The sequence below is a fragment of the Raineyella fluvialis genome, from assembly GCF_009646095.1.
Lineage (GTDB): Bacteria > Actinomycetota > Actinomycetes > Propionibacteriales > Propionibacteriaceae > Raineyella > Raineyella fluvialis.
The window spans coordinates 1,049,197-1,067,896 of sequence record NZ_CP045725.1 but is presented as its reverse complement, the minus strand read 5'-3'; the positions used below and the strand labels follow the sequence as shown (position 1 = coordinate 1,067,896).

Annotated in this window: 14 protein-coding genes and 3 pseudogenes; 8 read left to right on the top strand and 9 right to left on the bottom strand. The window is 71.3% G+C overall.

The features are described 5' to 3' along the window. Positions 1–123 precede the first annotated feature (123 nt). Positions 124–1,206 (top strand): oxidoreductase, encoded by a 1,083-nt coding sequence (locus Rai3103_RS04930; protein ID WP_153571644.1) that lies wholly within the window; start codon positions 124–126, stop codon positions 1,204–1,206. Positions 1,207–1,266: 60 nt separating this feature from the next. On the opposite strand, the gene Rai3103_RS04925 is transcribed toward Rai3103_RS04930, so the two are convergent. Then, positions 1,267–2,511, bottom strand: coding sequence for a hypothetical protein (locus Rai3103_RS04925; protein ID WP_153571643.1), 1,245 nt, complete (start codon positions 2,509–2,511; stop codon positions 1,267–1,269). Positions 2,512–2,685: 174 nt separating this feature from the next. On the opposite strand from Rai3103_RS04925, the gene Rai3103_RS04920 reads away from it, so the two are divergent. From Rai3103_RS04920 to Rai3103_RS04910, 3 genes and pseudogenes are all read left to right on the top strand, one after another. Further along, positions 2,686–3,438, top strand: a complete 753-nt coding sequence (locus Rai3103_RS04920; RefSeq protein ID WP_153571642.1) for a HEAT repeat domain-containing protein — start codon at positions 2,686–2,688, stop codon at positions 3,436–3,438. 40 nt (positions 3,439–3,478) lie between these two features. Continuing rightward, complete coding sequence (locus Rai3103_RS04915; protein ID WP_153571641.1) at positions 3,479–5,428, top strand: M3 family metallopeptidase; 1,950 nt, start codon at positions 3,479–3,481, stop codon at positions 5,426–5,428. 9 nt (positions 5,429–5,437) lie between these two features. Then, positions 5,438–7,620, top strand: a pseudogene (locus tag Rai3103_RS04910) (RecQ family ATP-dependent DNA helicase). A 58-nt stretch (positions 7,621–7,678) separates the two neighbouring features. Here Rai3103_RS04910 and Rai3103_RS04905 read toward each other — a convergent pair. Next, complete coding sequence (locus tag Rai3103_RS04905) at positions 7,679–9,061, bottom strand: HNH endonuclease signature motif containing protein (protein ID WP_194793276.1); 1,383 nt, start codon at positions 9,059–9,061, stop codon at positions 7,679–7,681. Between the two features lie 129 nt (positions 9,062–9,190). On the opposite strand from Rai3103_RS04905, the gene Rai3103_RS04900 reads away from it, so the two are divergent. Next, positions 9,191–10,198, top strand: a complete 1,008-nt coding sequence (locus Rai3103_RS04900) for an aldo/keto reductase family protein (RefSeq protein ID WP_153571639.1) — start codon at positions 9,191–9,193, stop codon at positions 10,196–10,198. A gap of 23 nt (positions 10,199–10,221) precedes the next feature. Here the strand turns inward: Rai3103_RS04900 and Rai3103_RS04895 are convergent, their stop codons facing one another. Beyond that, a complete protein-coding gene (locus Rai3103_RS04895; RefSeq protein ID WP_153571638.1) occupies positions 10,222–10,998 on the bottom strand; it encodes an SDR family oxidoreductase in 777 nt (258 codons plus the stop codon). Between the two features lie 158 nt (positions 10,999–11,156). On the opposite strand from Rai3103_RS04895, the gene Rai3103_RS04890 reads away from it, so the two are divergent. Further along, complete coding sequence (locus tag Rai3103_RS04890; RefSeq protein WP_153571637.1) at positions 11,157–11,987, top strand: DUF542 domain-containing protein; 831 nt, start codon at positions 11,157–11,159, stop codon at positions 11,985–11,987. Here the strand turns inward: Rai3103_RS04890 and Rai3103_RS04885 are convergent, their stop codons facing one another. The 5 genes and pseudogenes from Rai3103_RS04885 to Rai3103_RS04865 form a co-directional block, all read right to left on the bottom strand. Further along, complete coding sequence (locus tag Rai3103_RS04885) at positions 11,988–12,821, bottom strand: trypsin-like serine peptidase (protein ID WP_153571636.1); 834 nt, start codon at positions 12,819–12,821, stop codon at positions 11,988–11,990. 143 nt (positions 12,822–12,964) lie between these two features. Then, positions 12,965–13,371, bottom strand: a pseudogene (locus Rai3103_RS04880) (VOC family protein). A 38-nt stretch (positions 13,372–13,409) separates the two neighbouring features. Then, positions 13,410–13,859 carry a helix-turn-helix transcriptional regulator gene (locus Rai3103_RS04875; RefSeq protein WP_153571635.1) on the bottom strand — a complete coding sequence of 150 codons (450 nt, stop codon included), beginning with the start codon at positions 13,857–13,859 and terminating at the stop codon, positions 13,410–13,412. Then, complete coding sequence (hypD, locus tag Rai3103_RS04870; protein WP_153571634.1) at positions 13,856–15,004, bottom strand: hydrogenase formation protein HypD; 1,149 nt, start codon at positions 15,002–15,004, stop codon at positions 13,856–13,858. Before hypD ends, Rai3103_RS04875 begins: the two co-directional genes overlap by 4 nt. Positions 15,005–15,011: 7 nt before the next feature. Continuing rightward, positions 15,012–15,287, bottom strand: coding sequence for a HypC/HybG/HupF family hydrogenase formation chaperone (locus Rai3103_RS04865; protein ID WP_153571633.1), 276 nt, complete (start codon positions 15,285–15,287; stop codon positions 15,012–15,014). Here Rai3103_RS04865 and Rai3103_RS18965 point away from each other — a divergent pair. Beyond that, positions 15,181–15,801, top strand: a pseudogene (locus Rai3103_RS18965) (AIR synthase related protein); the annotation flags it as partial. The gene Rai3103_RS04865 and the pseudogene Rai3103_RS18965 sit on opposite strands and share 107 nt — an antisense overlap. Positions 15,802–15,815: 14 nt before the next feature. After that, the gene (hypE, locus tag Rai3103_RS17505) at positions 15,816–16,526 is read left to right on the top strand and encodes a hydrogenase expression/formation protein HypE (protein WP_338420091.1); all 711 of its coding nucleotides are present in this window, start codon (positions 15,816–15,818) and stop codon (positions 16,524–16,526) included. Positions 16,527–16,570: 44 nt separating this feature from the next. On the opposite strand, the gene hypF is transcribed toward hypE, so the two are convergent. Next, entirely contained in the window at positions 16,571–18,607 is a 2,037-nt protein-coding gene (hypF, locus tag Rai3103_RS04855) for a carbamoyltransferase HypF (RefSeq protein WP_228489175.1), read from the bottom strand. Between the last annotated feature and the right edge of the window lie 93 nt (positions 18,608–18,700).

Here is an 18,700-nt window from a genome sequence, read left to right as displayed (position 1 = left end):
CACCACCGACCGGCGTCGTGGGCACCGGATCCGCCGCCGGGAATAGCCCGCGGCGGCCCGCGGTTGAGCAGGGGCGGGTCAGCGTCGATCCAGCGGACCGTTGTTGACCCGAGAGGACCTGCCGTGACCGAACTGTTCGACCCCATCGACGCCGGAGACCTGCATCTGCGCAATCGCGTGACGATCGGGGCGATGACCCGGCAGCGCGCCGGTGAGGACGGCGTCCCGAACGACCTGCTGGTCGAGTACTACTCCCAGCGCGCCTCCGCCGGCCTCGTCGTCACCGAGGGGACGTTCCCCTCCTTCCGCAGCCGCGGCTACATGGGCGCGGCCGGCATCGCCGATGACGAGCAGGCCGCCGGGTGGCGCCGCGTCGCCGACGCCGTGCACGCCCGCGGCGGCACCCTGGTCATGCAGGTCATGCACGCCGGTCGGATGGCCCATCCCGCGGTCGCCCGCGGTCAGGAGCCGGAAGCCCCCAGTGCGGTCGCCGCGGGGGTCATGGTCCACACGCCCGAGGGCAAGGCCGACGCCCCGGTGCCGCACGCTCTGACGACCGAGGACCTCGCGCGGGTGCGCGACGAGTTCGTCGCCGCGGCGCGCCGGGCCGTCGATGCCGGGGTCGACGGGGTCGAACTCCACGGCGCGAACGGCTATCTGCTGCATGAGTTCCTCAGCCCCGTGTCCAACACCCGCACCGACGAGTACGGCGGGTCCCCACGGAACCGTGCGCGCTTCGTCGTCGAGGTCGTCCGCGCCGTGGCCGCGGCGATCGGCGCCGGGCGCGTCGGCCTGCGCATCTCGCCCGAGCACAACATCCAAGGCGTCCTCGAACTCGACCGTACGGATGTGCTCGCCACGTACGATGCCCTGCTCGACGGCCTGCGCGGCCTCGGGACTGCCTACCTGTCCGTGCTGCACGCGGACATCGACGGCGACCTGGTCCGCCACCTGCGGGAGAACTACGACGGCGGAGCCTTCCTGCTGAACAGCGGCTTCTCCAACGTCACCGATCACGAACAGGCGCGGCACATCGTCGCTGACGGACTCGCCGACGCTGTCACCGTCGGTCGCGCGTTCATCGCCAATCCGGACCTCGTGGAGCGGTGGCGCGACTCTCTGGGCGAGAACGTCCCGGACATGACGACCTTCTACATCGGCGGCGCCCGCGGCTACACCGACTACGCCTTCGCCGGGACGCACTGACCCCCTTCGCCGGGTCGGCGGCGCTCACATCCCGACAGTCGTCGACCTGGTGTTCTGGTCTCAGGCCGCCCTGCGGGCCAGGGTCGTACGGTCCGACGACCGGAGCCGATCCATCCAGCGGACAGGCGTCGCGGTGACCGCGCAGACCAGCGCGACCAGCGCGAGCAGGACGACGGATCGGTACCGGCCGGCGAGGCCGAAACGCAACTGCAGCTTGAGGAACAGGTCGACGACGAACCACGCCGTCACGCCGATCGTCAGCCACGGCACCCGGCCGGTGCGGCGGCCGACGAGGTCGGCGGCCACCGCCGCCAGCGCCAGGCTGCTGGTGTAGTAGAGGTAGGTGCCCGGATCGAGGAGCAGCCGGGTCACCATCACGGCGAGCGGGATCCAGCCGACCCGACCGCGCCGGGCACACAGCCAGGCGACGAGGACGCCGAGCAGCAGCTGTGCCGGACGGTCCCATGCCGGGGTCGTCGGGGAGGTCACGCCCAGCACTCGCAGCACCGAGTCGAGCTCGGTGGTGATGGTGAACGAGCCCACGGTGAGCGTGCGCGGATCGGCGATGACGAAGGCCAGCCACGGCAGCACGACGGCGACCAGGCCCACCACCGCCCGGCGCAGCCGGCCCTCCCGCTCGCCCCAGGCGATCAGCATCATCGGGAGCGCCCACGGCTTCGCGGCGGTCGCCAGGGCCAGCAGGACCACGGCGGACCACGACCGGCCCCGGGTCGCCTGCAGCAGACCGGCGCAGACCAGGCTCATCGCCAAGACGTCGTCCAGATGCCCGTAGTGCACCGCGACGACCGACCAGACGGGCAACATCATCGCCCCGGCCACGGCCACGACCCGGCCGGCGGGTGCCCCGCCGCCGGTCCGCCCCGTCGTCCGCCCGCTCGTCGACCCGGCGGCTCCGGCCTGCCAGAGGAACCACAGGTCGAGGATGCCGAGCCCCAGCATCAGGGCGGCGCCGACCCAGCCACTCGCGGAGGCTCCGGCGACCGCGACGAGCAGCGCGGCGACCACCAGCGTCAGCGGACCCATCTGGAGTTCCGGATGGGTGGCGAACACATGCAGGCCGCCGTGCGACGTCGGGTCGAGCAGGGCCGTGCCGCCGGTGCGAAAGTAGTGCCACGAGTAGAGCCCGTGGTAGGCGCTGACGGCCGCCCAGAGGATCGTCCACCAGACCAGCGCCGTCCACAGTGCCGTACGACGCCGTGCACCGGTGGCGAACACACGGCGCCCGTAGGCATCGGCGCTCGACCGGCGGCTCACGGTCTGGTCCGGCGCGAAATATAACGACATCGTTACCAACCTAGGACCGCCCGCGGGCCGATCTCCAATCCGTCGGGCTCCTTCTCATGGTTCTCCCACGTACGCGCGTGCTTCTCCCCGCGCGGCGGTGCCGGTCGATGCGCACCTGCCGGGGCGCCGGCCAGGGAGTTGAGCCGTCATCTAGTCTCGGAACGAGGAGGAACCATGACCAGCCGACCCACGACCAGCGCCCTCACCCAGCGGCTGTCCCACAAGGACGAGAACGTGCGGCTGCGCGCCGCGATGGACCTCGGCACCTCCGATGATCCCGAGGCCGCCGCCGTCCTCGTGGCCCGGCTGGGCACGGAGGTCGACCCCGCCGTCAAGGAGATGATCACCTGGGCGACGGTGCAGCACGCCGACCAGGCGATGGACGCCCTGATGGTGCAGCTCTACAGCGCCGAGAGCGCGGTCCGGGCGCAGGCCGCCCACGTCCTCAGCAAGATCGGCGGTGACGTCGTCGTCCGCCCGATCATCCCGGTGCTCGCCGACGAGGATCCCGTGGTCGCGGTCAAGGCCTGCCGGGCGGCGGCCTCGACCGGCAGCCCCGAGGTCGTCCCCGCACTGATCGCGCGCCTCGGGCACGGCGACGCGGCGGTCCGCGACGCCCTCACCGACGCCCTGCTCGTGCTGTCGGCGTGGTCGACCGGGCCGCTGATCGCCGCCGTCGACGACCGTGACCCGATCGTCCGGATCCATGCGGCGGACGCGCTGTCCGACCTCGGCAGTCCCGGGGCCGACGACGCCATCCCCGTACTGGCGAGGCACCTGATCGATCCTGAGCCGGATGTCCGGCTGGCGATGGCCTGTGCGCTGAGCCGGCTGGACCCGGTGCGGACGACAGGGCTGCTGCGAGAGCTGGCCGAGGGCGCCGACCCCGAACTGGCCTACGTGGCGGGTCGTCTGCTGCAGCGCTGACGGGGCCGGAGTGTCCCCGGCACCTCGTACAGTGCTGCCCATGACCTGCCCCGCACCGCTGCAGCTTCCAGCCCCCGAGCGCGCCGCCGACTGGCTGGAGGAGCGCCGGACCACCCTGCTCGCGGAGGTGGAGCGGAGGGTGGCCGACCTGCGGGTGGCGCCGACCGGTGACCCGCAGGCGACGCTGCGCCGGTGGAACGACATCGCCCTCGCGCTCAGTGATCTGTCGGCGATCGGCTCGGTCTACGCCCAGGTGCATCCCGACGAGGAGGTCCGTACGCTCGGCGACCGCATCGTCCAGGAGGCCAGCAAGGTCTCCACCGAGCTGTCCCTGGATCCCGCGCTCTACGCGGTGTTCGCCGAGCTCGACCCGGACGCCCTCGACCCGATCGCCGACCGGCTGTTGGCCCGGGTGCTGCGCGACTTCCGGCGGGCCGGTGTCGACCGTGACGAGGCCACCCGGGGCCGGCTGCGGGAGTTGGAGGCGCGGCAGGTCGACCTCGGCCAGCAGATGAGCCGGACGATTCGGGCCGACGTACGCTGCATCCGCATCGCCCCGGACCGGCTGGCCGGACTGCCGGACGACTGGATCGCCGCGCACCCCGTCGGTGACGACGGGCTCGTGGCGGTCAGCACCGACTACCCGGACGCCGTCCCGTTCTTCACCTTCGCCGAGGACGCCGCGGCGCGCCGGGAGCTGCGGGTGGAGTTCCTCAACCGGGGGTGGCCGCAGAACGACGCGGTGCTGCGGGAGCTGTTCGCCGTGCGCCGGGAGGTGGCCGACCTGCTGGGCTACGACGACTGGCCGGACTACGCCTCCGAAGTGATGATGATCGGCACCGGGGACGCGATCCCCGCCTTCGTCGACCGGATCGCCGCCCTCGCTCTCGAGCCGGGCCTGCGGGACCGGGCCGTGTTGCTGGAGCGGCTGCGTCAGGACCGGCCCGGCGCCACCGCCATCGACGCCGCAGACTCGGCGTACTACGCCGAACTGGTCCGCCGCGAGCAGTACCAGGTGGACGCCCAGGACGTCCGCCGTTACTTCGACTTCGCCAAGGTCCGCAGCGGCCTGCTCGAGGTCACGGGCCGGCTCTTCGGCCTGACGTACGTCCCCGTCGACCCCGGACAGGCACGGGTCTGGCACGAGGACGTGGCGACGTACGACGTCCTGCGCACGCCGGACGACGGGGCGGGCTCGGGCGCGGGGGAGCGGATCGGCCGGATCCACCTCGACCTGCACCCGCGCGAGGGCAAGTACAAGCACGCCGCGCAGTTCACCCTCGCCGAGGGCGTCCGGGATCGCCGGCTGCCCGAGGGCGTGCTGGTGTGCAACTTCCCGCGCGGCCTGATGCAGCACGACGACGTGGTGACGCTGTTCCACGAGTTCGGCCACCTGGTGCACCACGTGCTCGGCGGGCGGTCGGAGTGGGTGCGCTTCTCCGGCGTCGCCACCGAATGGGACTTCGTGGAGGCGCCCAGTCAGTTGCTGGAGGAGTGGGCCTGGGACCCGATGGTCCTGGCCAGTTTCGCGACCGATGAGGCGGGGGTGCCGATCCCGGCCGACCTGGTCGAGCGGATGCGCCGCGCCGAGGACTTCGGCAAGGGTTACCACGCCCGCACCCAGATGTTCTACGCGGCGCTGGCGTACGACCTGCATGCCCACGACCATGCGGATCTCACCGCGCGGGTCCGGGAACTGCAGGAGCGCTACTCGCTGTTCCCGTACATCGCGGACACGCATTTCCACTGCAACTTCGGCCATCTCGACGGCTACTCGAGCGGGTACTACACGTACGCGTGGTCGCAGGTGATCGCCAAGGATCTGTTCTCGGCCTTCGATCCTGACGACCTGTTCGCACCGGCTGTGGCCGCCCGCTATCGCGACACCATCCTGGCGCGTGGCGGGGAGAAGGACGCCGCGGAACTGGTCGAGGACTTCCTCGGCCGGCCGTCGACGTTCGACGCGTACGCCGCCTGGTTGGCGCGGTAGGGCTCGCCGATGTCACTGCGTGACGAGGCTCGGACGATCCTGCACGACCTGACCGGAGTGCCGGGGGCGGATTTCCGCGACGGGCAGTTCGAGGCGATCGAGGCGTTGGTCGCCGACCGGCGCCGGGCCCTGGTGGTCCAGCGCACCGGCTGGGGGAAGTCGGCCGTCTATTTCGTGTCCTGCCTGCTCCGCCGTCGCCAGGGGCCGGGGCGACGGTCATCGTCTCGCCGCTGCTGGCGCTGATGCGGGACCAGCTCGCCGCGGCGGGGCGGGCCGGCATCCGTGCGGCGGCGATCAACTCGGCGAACGCCACGGAGTGGGACGAGACGATCGCCGCGGTGCACGCCGGCGACATCGACCTGCTGTTGATCTCGCCGGAGCGGCTCACCAATCCGCGGTTCCGCGAGACGGTGCTCCCCGCCCTGGTCGCCGACATGGGACTGCTGGTCGTCGACGAGGCGCACTGCATCTCCGACTGGGGCCACGACTTCCGGCCCGACTACCGGCGGATCCGCGACCTGATCGCCCGACTCCCCGAGGGCGTGCCGATCCTGGCCACCACCGCCACCGCGAACAGTCGGGTGATCACCGACGTCGCGGAACAACTGGGCGTACGTCTCGAGGATGCTCCCGCGACCGCCACCGCGGCCGCGGCCGCGGCCACAGCGGCGTCCGACGAGGTGTTCGTCGTCCGTGGCCCACTCGCGCGGGACTCCCTCCGCCTCGGTGTCCTAACGCTGCCGACCTCCCGTCACCGCCTCGGCTGGCTGCTCGCCCACCTCGGTGACCTGCCCGGGAGCGGCATCATCTACGCGCTCACGGTCTCAGCCGCGGAGGACACGGCGCGCCTGCTCGCCGCCCACGGCCACCGCGTGCTCGCCTACACGGGCCGGACCGACCCCGCCGACCGCGAGGCCGCCGAACAGGCCCTGAAGACCAACGCGGTGAAGGCACTGGTGGCGACCAGTGCGCTCGGAATGGGCTTCGACAAGCCGGATCTGGGCTTCGTCCTCCACCTCGGGGCGCCCTCGTCACCTGTCGCGTACTACCAACAGGTCGGCCGCGCCGGCCGCGGTGTGGCGAGCGCCGACGTCCTGATGCTGCCCGGGCCGGAGGACCGCGACATCTGGCAGTACTTCGCGTCCGCCTCGATGCCCAGCCAGGCCAAGGCCTCCGCCGTCCTCACCGCGCTGGCGGAGGCCGGTCGGCCGCTGTCGGTCGCGGCGCTCGAGGCCCGCGTCGACATCCGCCGTACGCCGTTGGAGCTGCTGCTGAAGGTGCTCGCCGTCGACGGCGCCGTCGAGAAGGTCGACCGGGGCTGGATCGCCACCGGGACCCCGTGGACGTACGACGCCGACCGCTATGGGCGGATCGCCGCCGCCAGGGCCGCCGAACAGCAGGCCATGCTCGAGTACGAGCGGGGCGCCACCTGCCGGATGGAGTTCCTCACAGCCCAGCTCGACGATCCGCAGGCCCATCCCTGCGGGCGGTGTGATGTCTGCCTGGCTGCGGTGGGGGAGCAGGCCTGGTACGCGGAGGACGTCCCTGAGGGGGCCCTCGCGCTGGCCGGCGCCCAACTCGACCACGTCGGCGTGCCGATCGAGGCCCGGCACCAGTGGCCCTCCGGCATGGACCGGCTCGGCATCGGGCTCAAGGGGCGGATCCCGACCGACGAGACCGTCGAGGAGGGCCGTGCCGTCGCCCGACTGACAGATCTGGGGCATGGCCGGACCCTGCGGGAACTGTTCGCCGCGGACAGCGAGGGCCGGCCGGTCGACCGCCCTCTGCCGCCCTCCCTGGCCCAGGCCTGCGTTCGGGTACTGAGTGGCTGGGACTGGGCCGTACGCCCGGTCGCGGTCATCGGGGTCGGATCCGTCGGCCGTCCGCAACTGGTCGCCTCGCTCGTCTCCGGCCTCGCCTGCGTCGGGCGGCTGACCGACCTGGGCCTGCTTCCGGTGCGCGCCGGCGTAGGGCCGACGACGACCGGTAACAGCGCCTTCCGGCTCGCCTCGGTCTGGGACCGCTGGGAGATGCCCGCCGAGCTCGCCGACCGCCTGGCCGGACTCGACGGCCCCGTCCTGTTGGTCGATGACCTGGTCGACTCCCGCTGGACGATGGCGGTCGCGGGACGGATGCTGCGCCGAGCGGGGGCGCCGGCCGTCCTGCCGTTGGCCCTGGGCATCGCGGGCTGAAGCGCGCAGGTCCGGCGAGATTTCAGGTGGTGATCCAGTCCGGTGGTGGATCCAGCGGTCAGGCGGCGCTGGGCAGCTCGATGTCGAAGAGGACCTGGACGCATTCATAGAGGCTGAAGCCTTCCCCGGCCAGGGGCGGGAAGATCCGGTCCGGCTCTTCGGCAGCCGTTGCGGCTGCGTCCAGCAGGATGCTTTCCACTAGGTCGGGATCCGGAGCGTCGCCGGTGCTGATGGGCCGTCCGTCAGGCAGGGTGAAGACCCAGGCCCCGGCACGTCCGGTCACCTCCACGCCGCCCTCGTGCACGTACGTGTGGTGGGCTTGGCATAGGAGCAACAGGTTGTCCAGATCGGTGGATCCGCCATTGGCCCAGAAGGCGATGTGGTGCGCCTTCAAGCGCCGTCGCTGCTGACAGCCGGGGAACTGACAGCCCCCGTCCCTGACCCGCAGGGCGCGTCGTTGGGCAGGCGTGGCGAACCGTCGGGTCCTGCCCATGGCCAACACGTCACCCTCGGCATCGATGATCATCCCGACGACGTCGCCGTCACAGGCGTGCCGGGCCGCGGTCGCCGCCTCGATCGGTCCGCCACGTTCGATCCAGGCCTGCGAAGCCCGCAGATCCGCTGATCCCGACCCGGCTGTGGGGTCCGGCGGCGTTCCCGCGGGAACGTCCTCGCTGGGCGCAAGCGCCACTCCGGCGAGCGTCTCGAGGCCGACATGGACCACCACCAGGTTCGGGTCGTCGACGCTGGTGGTCGGGGCCCCGTCGAGGTAGCCGCGGGCCACGTCGCACAGTGCCGCGACGGGGTCGATCACCGGCCGGTCGGCCGGGTCGCCATCCGAGGCGAGCGGATCGTCCGGCTGGTCGAGGTGACGATCAGTCGCCGCCTCGACGGCCCCGCGTACCGTCGCGGCCTCCTCAGGCAACATGCGAACGCTGAGGGTGACCATGCCGTCATCGGTCTCCTGCCACGACAGCCGGCGTCGTTCGACCTGACCCAGATGCGTCCCGCTGTGCGCGCGGTACGAGCGGACCGTGCGGGCCAACTGCGAGGCGGTCTGGGCCCGGGCCAACTCACACAGACCGCCCTCCTCGACCCGCCCGACGAGCCGGGTCACTTCGCGAACCTTCGAGTAGGTCAGGGCGCCGTCGGCGAAGAGCTCCGCCACCCTCGGCATGGAGCGCAGGGCTCGCGCGACGCGCACGTGCTCCCGAGCCGTGCCCGGACTCATCGAGCAGGCCCACCCCAGCCAATGGGCGCACGAGGTGATCCCCTCGAACCACGCCCACCCCGCGCCCGCGTCGAACTGTCCGACCAGCTCCAGGAGTCTGGCGTCACCTCGGGCCTGAGCCGTCGCCGCACCCTGGATCCCGATCCCCAGATCCTCCGCCTCCGGACGCGGCAACCGATCCGCATCGACAGCCTCCGACCAGTCCCACATGATTCCCCCAAAGACACGTACGTTCGATAAGAAGAGTCTCCGGCAGACCACTGACACGGCGCCGGAAGCGCACCGGAAGGGCATCGGAAGGGAACCCGCACGGCGCGGGCAGCGGGCTAGAGTCGCAGCATGAAGTTCCGTTACCTCGGCAATTCCGGTCTCAAGATCTCCGAGATCACGTACGGCAACTGGATCACCCACGGCTCGCAGGTGCAGAGCGAGACGGCGATCGCCTGCGTGCACGCCGCGCTGGACGCCGGCATCACCACCTTCGACACCGCTGACACGTACGCGAACACCGCCGCCGAAACCGTCCTCGGTGAAGCCCTGAACGGTGAGCGGCGCGAATCCCTGGAGATCTTCACCAAGGTCTACTGGCCGACCGGTCCCAAGGGCCACAACGACAGCGGCCTGTCGCGCAAGCACATCATGGAGTCGATCAACGGCTCACTCAAGCGGCTCGGCACCGACTATGTCGACCTCTACCAGGCGCACCGCTACGACGTGGAGACGCCGCTCGAAGAGACCATGCAGGCCTTCGGCGACATCGTCCGCCAGGGCAAGGCGCTCTACATCGGCGTTTCCGAGTGGACCGCCGAGCAGCTGCGCGCCGGCCAGGAACTGGCCACCCAGCTCGGCTTCCGGATCGTCAGCTCCCAGCCGCAGTACTCGATGCTGTGGCGGGTGATCGAGCCCGAGGTCATCCCCGCCTCCGAGGAGTTGGGCATCTCCCAGATCGTCTGGTCCCCGATGGCCCAGGGCGTACTGAGCGGCAAGTACAAGCCTGGCGCCCCGGCCCCCGAAGGCAGCCGCGCCACCGATGAGAAGGGCGGCGCCACCTTCATCAAGCGCTTCCTCGACAACCAGGACCTGGTCGCCCGCGTGCAGGACCTGCGCCCGATCGCCGACGAGCTGGAGCTGTCGATGGCCCAGTTGGCGATCGCCTGGGTGCTGCAGAACGGCAACGTCGCCGCCGCCCTGGTCGGCGCCTCGCGACCCGAGCAGATCGCCCACAACGTCGCGGCCTCCGGCGTCACCATCCCGGCGGAACTGATGACCCGCATCGACGAGGTGCTCGGTGACGTCGTCGTCCGGGACCCCGCGCTGACTCGGGCCCCGGCGGGTCGCCCGTCCTGACCGTCAGCTCGTTGGCCTGACGTTCACCAGGTCGAATCGCCCCGGATCACCACGTCCGAGCCTCCGTCGACGAACACGATCTGCCCGCACAGGTGGCTGTTCTCCTCGGAGACCAGCCAGGCGTGCAGCCGGGCGGGGACCTCGGGCCCCATCATCCCGTTCAGTGGCATCGGGACCTGCTGCAGGAGCGCATCGACCGCCTCCTGGGTGGACGTCAGGTCCTTCGTCATCGGTGTCAGCACGATGCCGGGGGCGATGCCGTTGAGCGGGATGCCGGCTCCCGCCCAGTCCGCGGTCGCGGCGCGGCGGCGGACCCACTTCGCCAGCGCCTGCTTCGTCGTGCCGTAGATCAGGGCAGAGAGCTTCGGGTCGGCGGCGAGGACCTCGGCTCGGGCAAGGGCTGCGGTCTCGTCGTCGGCCAGCAGGTCGTCGAGCAGCTCCTGGTCCGGCGGATAGAGCGACGCCATCGAGCACGTCACTGACGCACGCGGCGCGGCCGACCCGGCGAGCAGGGGCCGTAACCCTTCCAGCGTCGCGATCGCCCCGAAGAAGTTGACCGAGACGGTCTTCGGGATGGCGAGGGCGAGTCCGGCGTTCGCCACGATCGCGTCGATCGAGCCGCCCGACACCTCCCGCACCCGCTCGACCAGCGCCGTCCGCCCCTCCGGGGTGGTCAGATCCGCTGTGACGTCGGCATCGTGGAGATCGACGCCGATGACCCTGTCGCCTCGGTCGGCGAGGATCCCCGCCAGTGTCCTGCCGATGCCTGATGCGGCACCGGTCACCACGATGGTTCGCATGACAGCCTCCTCTGGCCGTGCCCTGCCTCGTACGGGCCGGGCTCGTGCGCAGCGGGGCGCTGCCCTCATCGTGACCGGCGAGGGGCGGAACATTTTCACTGTAAAGCTCTGGGCACTTTCGCGAGGCTCGAACGCGGGAACCCCGACCTGGAGTGCCGGTGTTCTTGATCCGCGTCAAGGCGCACTGGCGCCACCGCGCGTACGGTCGCCACATCGCCCGGCTCGCCGGGCGAGATCCGACCGCATCGCAGATCCGACCGCATCGCAAGGGAGCGACCATGACCGTCCTCACCTCTTCACTGCTCAGCGACCTCGTCACCGAGGACCTGCGCCGCGCGTCCGTCCTCGAGGCGTACGGCCTGGAGTACTGCTGTGGGGGACAGCGCAGTCTCTTCGAAGCCGCCACCGCCCGGGGCCTGGACGCCCAACTCGTCGCCCGGGCGCTGGAGCTGCCGGGCGAGTCGGCGCCACTTCGGGTGACGAGCGCCGATCTGGCCGGGCTGGCGCACGACATCGTCGACACCCACCACGCCTATCTGTGGGAGGAACTGCCCCGGCTGCAGGTGCTGGTCGCCACCGTCGTCAGTGCGCACGCGGAGCGCCACCCGGAACTGAAGCGGATCCTCGCCGTGTACGACCGACTGGTGGCGGATCTCGACGTCCACCTCACCCGGGAGGAGCGCATCGTCTTCCCGGCGATCGCCCAGCTGGAACGTACGCAGACGCCGGTACGGATGCGTGGAACGTCCTTCGTGGACGCGGTGCAGAGGTTGACCGACGAACACGACATCATCGGTGACCTCGTCGGCCAGCTCCGCCGGATCACCGGGGGCTACACGACCCCGGATGACGGATGCTCCTCCTACGCGGCGATGATGCTCCGGCTGCATGTGCTGGAGACCGACCTGCACCTGCACGTCCACAAGGAGGGCAACATCCTGCTGCCGAGGGCGCTGGAGCTGCACTACCGGGTGGGTGGCCTGCGCTGATCAGCCGACCACCGACCTGATCCACGCGACGGTGTCGTCGGTGAAGCGGATCGATTCGGTGTCCCAGTCGCTGGTGCCGCCGTCGTCGGGCCCTCCGGTCACCCCGTGCAGGACGCCGTCGGCGGTGTACCACGGCGACCCGCTGGTCCCGTCGGGAAGGTCGCAGTCGTCCACGGCGATCGCGTTGGACCGTACGGTCACGGCGATCTGGTCGCAGCCGATCAACTCGCCGGTCGCCGAGGGGTAGCCCCAGATCGACACCGCCGACCCGTCAACGGGCGCGGTGCCGACGACGAATCCACCGCCCACTGCCGCTTCGATGTCGCCGTCCACCCGCAGCAGGGCGAGGTCCTCGGTGCTCGTGCCCGCGGTGGTGACGTCATCGGTCGTGACGTGGTCGATGACGGTCCAGGTACGGCCCGCGGCCTCGATCGACTCCGGCACGTCGCAGTGCGCGGCGGTGACCAGCCACGAACCGGAGGGCGAGTCGAGCACCGCCGCGGTGCAGGAGGCCTGGACGATCCTCGCGTGCAGGTCCGAGGCCGAGGCCGAGGCCGAGGTCGGCTCCTGGGTGGTCGGCTCCTGGGTGGTCGGCTCCTGGGTGGTCGGCTCCTGGGTGGTCGGCTCCGGGGTGGTCGGCTCCTGGGTGGTCGGCTCCGGGGTGGTCGGGGTCGTCAGTGCAGGGGCGGCTGCTGCGCTCGTGGCGCCGGGATGCAGGAAGCGCGCGAGCAGATCGCCGTGGGCGGCCGCCGGCAGACCGTACGCGGCCGTGACCAGGACGACACCGGCCGCACCGGCGGCGAGCCCACGCCTGCGGATGTGCCGTATGGCCATGCTCGCCTCCCCGTGCCCTGGTCGGTCCCGTGCCCCGCCTCCTGCGTTCATCTTGGCATCGGTCGCATGTCATGGGTATGACCATCATGTGTGGACCCTGTGTGCCCAAGCGACCCGAACGAGGAAGGCCAGGGCCGGCCGGCTCAGCGCTGGTTGACCCGCACCATGGTGCCGGCGGGGTCGCGGACCGCGAAGTCGCGGACGCCCCACGGCTGCTGGGTGGGCTCCTGGACGATCTCGGCGCCACTCGCCTCCACCGTGGCGAACGTGTCGTCGAGGTTGTCGGTGCTGAGCAGCACCATGGCGTAGCTGCCCTTGGCGATGAGTTCGTTGATGGTGCGCTTCTCGTCGTCGCTCAAGGTCGGGTCGACCGCGGGGGCGCGAGGACGATGTTGGTGTCGGGCTGACCGGCCGGGCCGATGGTGAGCCAGCGCATGGCCCCGGAACCGACGTCGAGGCGGACCTCGAAGCCGAGGGTGTCGCGCCAGAACGCGAGGGACGCCTCCGGATCGGTCTGCGGGAGGAACGTGGAGTGAATGGTGATGTCCATGTCTCCACGCTAGGACGGGGGCCGGTGACGATGCTTCTTCATTCCTGACCGGTATTGCGGGTCGGTCGGGCGATCTGTTTGACCACGCACGCCGGCAGACCGGCCCACTGGGACGCCGTCTGCCGGTAGGCGCTCGGCGGCATGCCGACCAACTCGGAGAACCGGGTGCTGAAGGTGCCCAGCGAGGAGTAGCCGACAGCGAAGCAGACCGCCGTGACGTCGAGGTCGCCGCGCTGGAGCAGTGCCATCGCCCGCTCGATCCGCCGGGTCATCAGGTAGGCGTACGGCGACTCACCGTACGCCGCCCGGAACATCCGACTGAGGTGACCTGACGACATGTGCACGCCGCGAGCCAGCGCCTCCACGTCCAACGGCTGGTCGTAGTCCCGATCGATCCGGTCGCGGACCGTCCGCAGGAGGGCCAGGTCGCGCAGGCGCGAGGTGTTGTCGGTCACGTGTGCGATGGTGCCACGTGGACCGGGCGTCATTCCCGGATGGTGACGGCGTTCGCCGTCTCGCGGTCGAGGCGGCCGAAGTTGTAGTACGCCGCGCATGCGCCTTCGGGGGAGACCATGCAGGTGCCGATCGGGGTCGCCGGCGTGCAGGCGGTGCCGAAGACGCGGCATTGCCAGGGTTTGATCCTGCCGGTCAGCACCGAGCCGCACTCGCACGCGGGCGGATCGGCGACCCGTACGCCCGGCACCGCGAACCGCTCCTCGGCGTCCCAGGCCGCGTACTCGGGTGAGATGCCCAGGCCGGAATGCTCGATCCAGCCCAGCCCACGCCACTCGAACGTGTCCCGGGTGCGGAAGACCCGATCCATCAGCCTCTGGGCGACGACGTTGCCGTCGGAGCGCACGACGCGGGCGTATTGGTTCTGTACGGTGGCCCGCCCGGCCGCGACCTCCCCGGAGGTGAACTGTTCCAGCAGCATCGCGACCGCCTGGAGGACGTCGAGTGGTTCGAAGCCGGTGACGACCACCGGCCGGTTGAATTCCTCCGCCAGGAAGTCGAAGGCGTGCACACCCACCACCGACGCCACGTGCCCAGGGCCGATGAAGGCATCGATCTGGGTCTCACCACCGTCGACGATGGCGCGCAGCGGCTGCTCGGTGGTGACGTGGTTGCTGAAGACGCAGAAGTTCGCCAGTCCCTCGCCGCGCGCCCGTTCCAGGGTGACCGCGGTGGACGGCGCCGTCGTCTCGAATCCGACGGCGAAGAACACCACCTGCTTGTCCGGGTTGTCGCGGGCGATCGGCAGGGCGTCCAACGGCGAGTAGACGAAGCGTACGTCGGCGCCGGTCGCCCGCACCTGGAGCAGCGACTCCTCCGAGCCGGGCACGCGCATCATGTCGCCGAAGGTGGTGAGGATCACGTCGGGCTGGCGCGCGAGCCACAGGGCGTCGTCGATCCGGCCCATCGGAATGACGCAGACCGGGCAGCCCGGCCCGTGGATGAACTCGATCCACTCCGGGAGCAGGTGCTCCAGTCCGTGGCGGTAGATGGTGTGGGTGTGGCTGCCGCAGATCTCCATCACCCGCAGCGGCCGCTCGAGTTGCTCGGCGAGGTCGTCGATGCGGCGTAGTAGGGCGCGGGCGGCGGCGGGGTCGCGGAATTCGTCGACGTACTTCACGGTGTCCTCAGTCGATCGCCGAGCGGCCGAAGGCGGCCAGTTCATCGTCCAGGACGGTGCCGCCCAGCCGGCGGATCTGTTCTAGGGTGATGGCCGCCTCCTCCGCGTCGATCCGGCTCAGGGCGAACCCGACATGGACCAGGACCCAGTCGCCCGCACGGAGCTCCTCAGCCGCGATGAGATCCGTCGCGACCGTACGTTCCACGCCGCTGATGGCGACCCGGGCCCGCGGTTCACCGGACTCCGGGATCGCGATGACCTCCGCCGGCACTCCCAGGCACATGAGCGCATCCTCTCCGCCCCGGCCTCTCCGCCGGTGCGGGACTATCATCCTCCCGGACGCAGCCGGGGTGTCACCGAGGTCACCGAGTGCACGGGTCGGCCCGCGGCGCGAGAAACGGAGCGGACCGATGGACCCCAGGAATCGCCTCAACGACGACGAGAAGGACGTCAACGAGCGGATCAGCAGGGTCCGGGCCCGTCGACCCCGGTTCACCGACGAGTACGTGACGCTCGCCCACGGGGCCGGCGGCAAGGCGTCCGCCGCCCTCGTCGACGCGGTGTTCCTCGACGGATACGGCAACGACGTCCTGGCCGAGTTGGGTGATGCCGGTGTCGTGGGGCTGACCGCCCTCGGGGAGGCGGGGCCGGACGCGCGGCTGGCGATGTCCACCGACTCGTACGTGGTCAATCCCCTCGAGTTCCCCGGCGGCAGCATCGGTGAACTGGCCGTCAACGGCACCGTCAACGACCTCGCGGTGAGCGGCGCCAGGCCCGCCGTGGTGTCGGCCGCCTTCGTGCTCGAGGAGGGCTGGAGATCTCCACCCTGCGCCGGGTCGTCGCCGCCATGCACCGAGCGGCGGCGGAGGCAGGCGTACGCATCGTCACCGGCGACACCAAGGTCGTCCCGCGCGGAGCGGCGGACCGGCTCTTCATCACCACCGCGGGTGTCGGGCTCGTCCCGTCCGGGAGGTCGCTGGGGGCCGCCCGGGTCGAGCGAGGTGATCGGGTGCTGGTGTCGGGGCCGATCGCCGACCACGGCATGGCGGTCATGCTCGCGCGCGGCGACCTGGCGATCGAGGCACCGATCCGCTCCGACACGCGAGCCATCAACAGTCTGGTCGAGGCGCTGGTGGCCGCGGCGCCGGGGACGCGGTGGATGCGTGACGCCACCCGCGGCGGTCTGGCGACCGTGCTCAACGAGCTCGCCCGGGCGTGTGGACTGGGCGTGGTCGTCGAGGACGACGCCGTCCCGGTCCGGGAGATGACCCGGGCGGCGTGCGACATGCTGGGGCTGGACCCGCTCTACGTCGCCAACGAGGGCACCTTCGCCGCCGTCGTCCCGGCCGACGAGGCCGACGCCGCCCTGGCCGCGGTGCGAGCCTTGCCCGGTGGCGAGGGTGCGGCGCTGATCGGCCGGATCGTGGCGGAGCCCGCCGCGTCGGTCGTGCTGGTCACCGGCTTCGGCGGCACCCGGATGGTCGACATGCTCGTCGGCGACCCGCTGCCACGGATCTGCTGACGCTGATCCTCTGATCCCCTCCCGGGAGCAGGCGGGATCGTCTGTCACCGGCCCTCGGCCAACCTGCCCGCCCACGCCTGCCCCAGGCAGAGCCCGCCGTCGTTGGGCGGCACGATGCGGTGGGTGAGGACGTGCAGGTCGCGCTCCCGCAGCAGGGACACCAGAGCGCCGCTGAAGAGGCGGTTCACGGCGACCCCGCCCGTGAGACCCACGGTGTCAGTGCCTGATTCCAGGGCTGCCGCCGTGATCCGCTCGGCGAAGACGTGCGCCAGGCCCCGGTGGAAGCGCCAGGCTCGTTCCTCGACGCCGGCGCCGGGGCGCTCCAGCAGGTCGAGGAAGACCTCCCGCAGATCCCTGCCGGGAGCGTACGGCTCCTCCTGTCGGTGGGCCTCGGCCCAGCGGGTGGCGGAGCGCTCGAGCAGCATGGCCGCCTGCGCTTCGTAGCTGACCTCCGTGCACAAGCCCAGGATGGCCGCCGCCGCGTCGAAGAGCCGGCCGGTCGAGCTGGTCGCCACTGTCCCCCGGCCGGAGGCGAGTTGGGAGTCGACCAGGCGACCTTCCGCCAGCGGGGCGGACGTCATGGCGGGGGTGTCGTGGAGGTCCAGGTCCCAGGAAGCGGCCAGGCCTCGCGCCACCCGCCACGGCTGGCGGACGGCTCGGTCCCCGCCGACGAGGGGATACCAGGGGACGTGCCAGGCGCGCCGCCACGACCAGGGCGACGGGTCCTCGTGGGACCCGAGCACCAGCACCTCCCCGCCCCAGATCGTGGCGCCGGCCGCAGCGTCATCGCCGTAACCGGTGCCGTCCAGGGCCGCCACCACGACGGGTCCTTCCGCGATGCCGTGTTCGGCGAGCAAGGAAAGGGCATGCGCGTGGTGGTGCTGCACCCGGAGCAGCGTCACCTCGGGATGCCCCTCGGCGTAGCGCTCGGCCCATGCCGTCGTCGCGTAGCCCGGATGCAGGTCGCAGACGACCACCTCCGGTTCGCGTCGCTGCATCGTCAGGAGCTGCCGCACCGAGGCGTCGAACGCCCGCTGGGAGGCGAGTGAGCCCATGTCGCCGACGTGGGCCGACACGAAGGCCAGGTCCCCGGTCGCCAGGGCGAACGTGTTCTTCAGCTCGGCGCCGACGGCCAGGACCACCGGCCCCTCATCGCTGCCCGGCCTCCGCGGCAGCATCAGGGGGAGGGGTGCATACCCCCGGGAGCGGCGCAGGGGGAGTGCGTCGGAGTCCGGGTGGGCCAGCAGGACGGAGTCCTCCACCGGCACCGAGATCCCGCGGTCGTGCAGCAGGAAGCTGTCCGCGACCCTCGCCAGCCGGTCGAGGGCGTCGGCGTTCGTGTGGCAGAGCGGCTCCTCCGACAGGTTCCCGGAGGTCGCGACGAGAGCCAGGGCCGTCCCGTCAACGGAGTCCAGCAGCAGGGTGTGCAGCGGTGTGTACGGCAGCATCAGCCCGACGTCGTCGGAGTCCGGAGCCACCGCTGCCGCCAGGTCGTACGTCTCGGTCTTCGGGGCGATGACGATCGGGTGCGCCGGCGAGGTGAGCAGGGCCAGCTGAGGGGGAGAGAGTCGCGCCAGGCGGGTGACCGTCGCGGGCTGGGCCACCATCACCGCGAACGGTTTGCCGGCGCGGTGCTTGCGGTCCCGCAGCCGGGCCACCGCGGTGCTGTTGCGGGCATCGCACATCAGGTGGAAGCCGCCCAGTCCCCTCACGGCCACGATCTCCCCGGCCAGGAGGCGGCGTCGTGTCTCGGTGATCACCGCGTCCTGCTCAGTACTCGTCGCCGGGGCGATCGGGCGTTCGGCGGCGTCCTCACCGGGGCGGGCGAGCCACAGCCGAGGGCCGCAGTCCGGGCAGCTGATCGGCTGGGCGTGGAAGCGCCGGTCGGAGGGATCGGCGTACTCCGCGGCGCAGGCCCGGCACAGGGCGAAGTCGCGCAGGGTGGTGGCCGGCCGGTCGTACGGCAGGTCCTCGATGATCGACAGTCGTGGACCGCAGTTGGTGCATGTCGTGAACGGGTAGCGGTAGCGGCGGTTCGCCGGATCGGCCATGTCGGAGAGACAGTCGGGGCAGGTCGCCACATCCGGGGGATGAGGGTACGCGCACCCGGCACGTGCCGACTGGGCACGATGCGGAACCCCACCTCGTCGAGCACCAGCGGCAGGTCCCGGCGG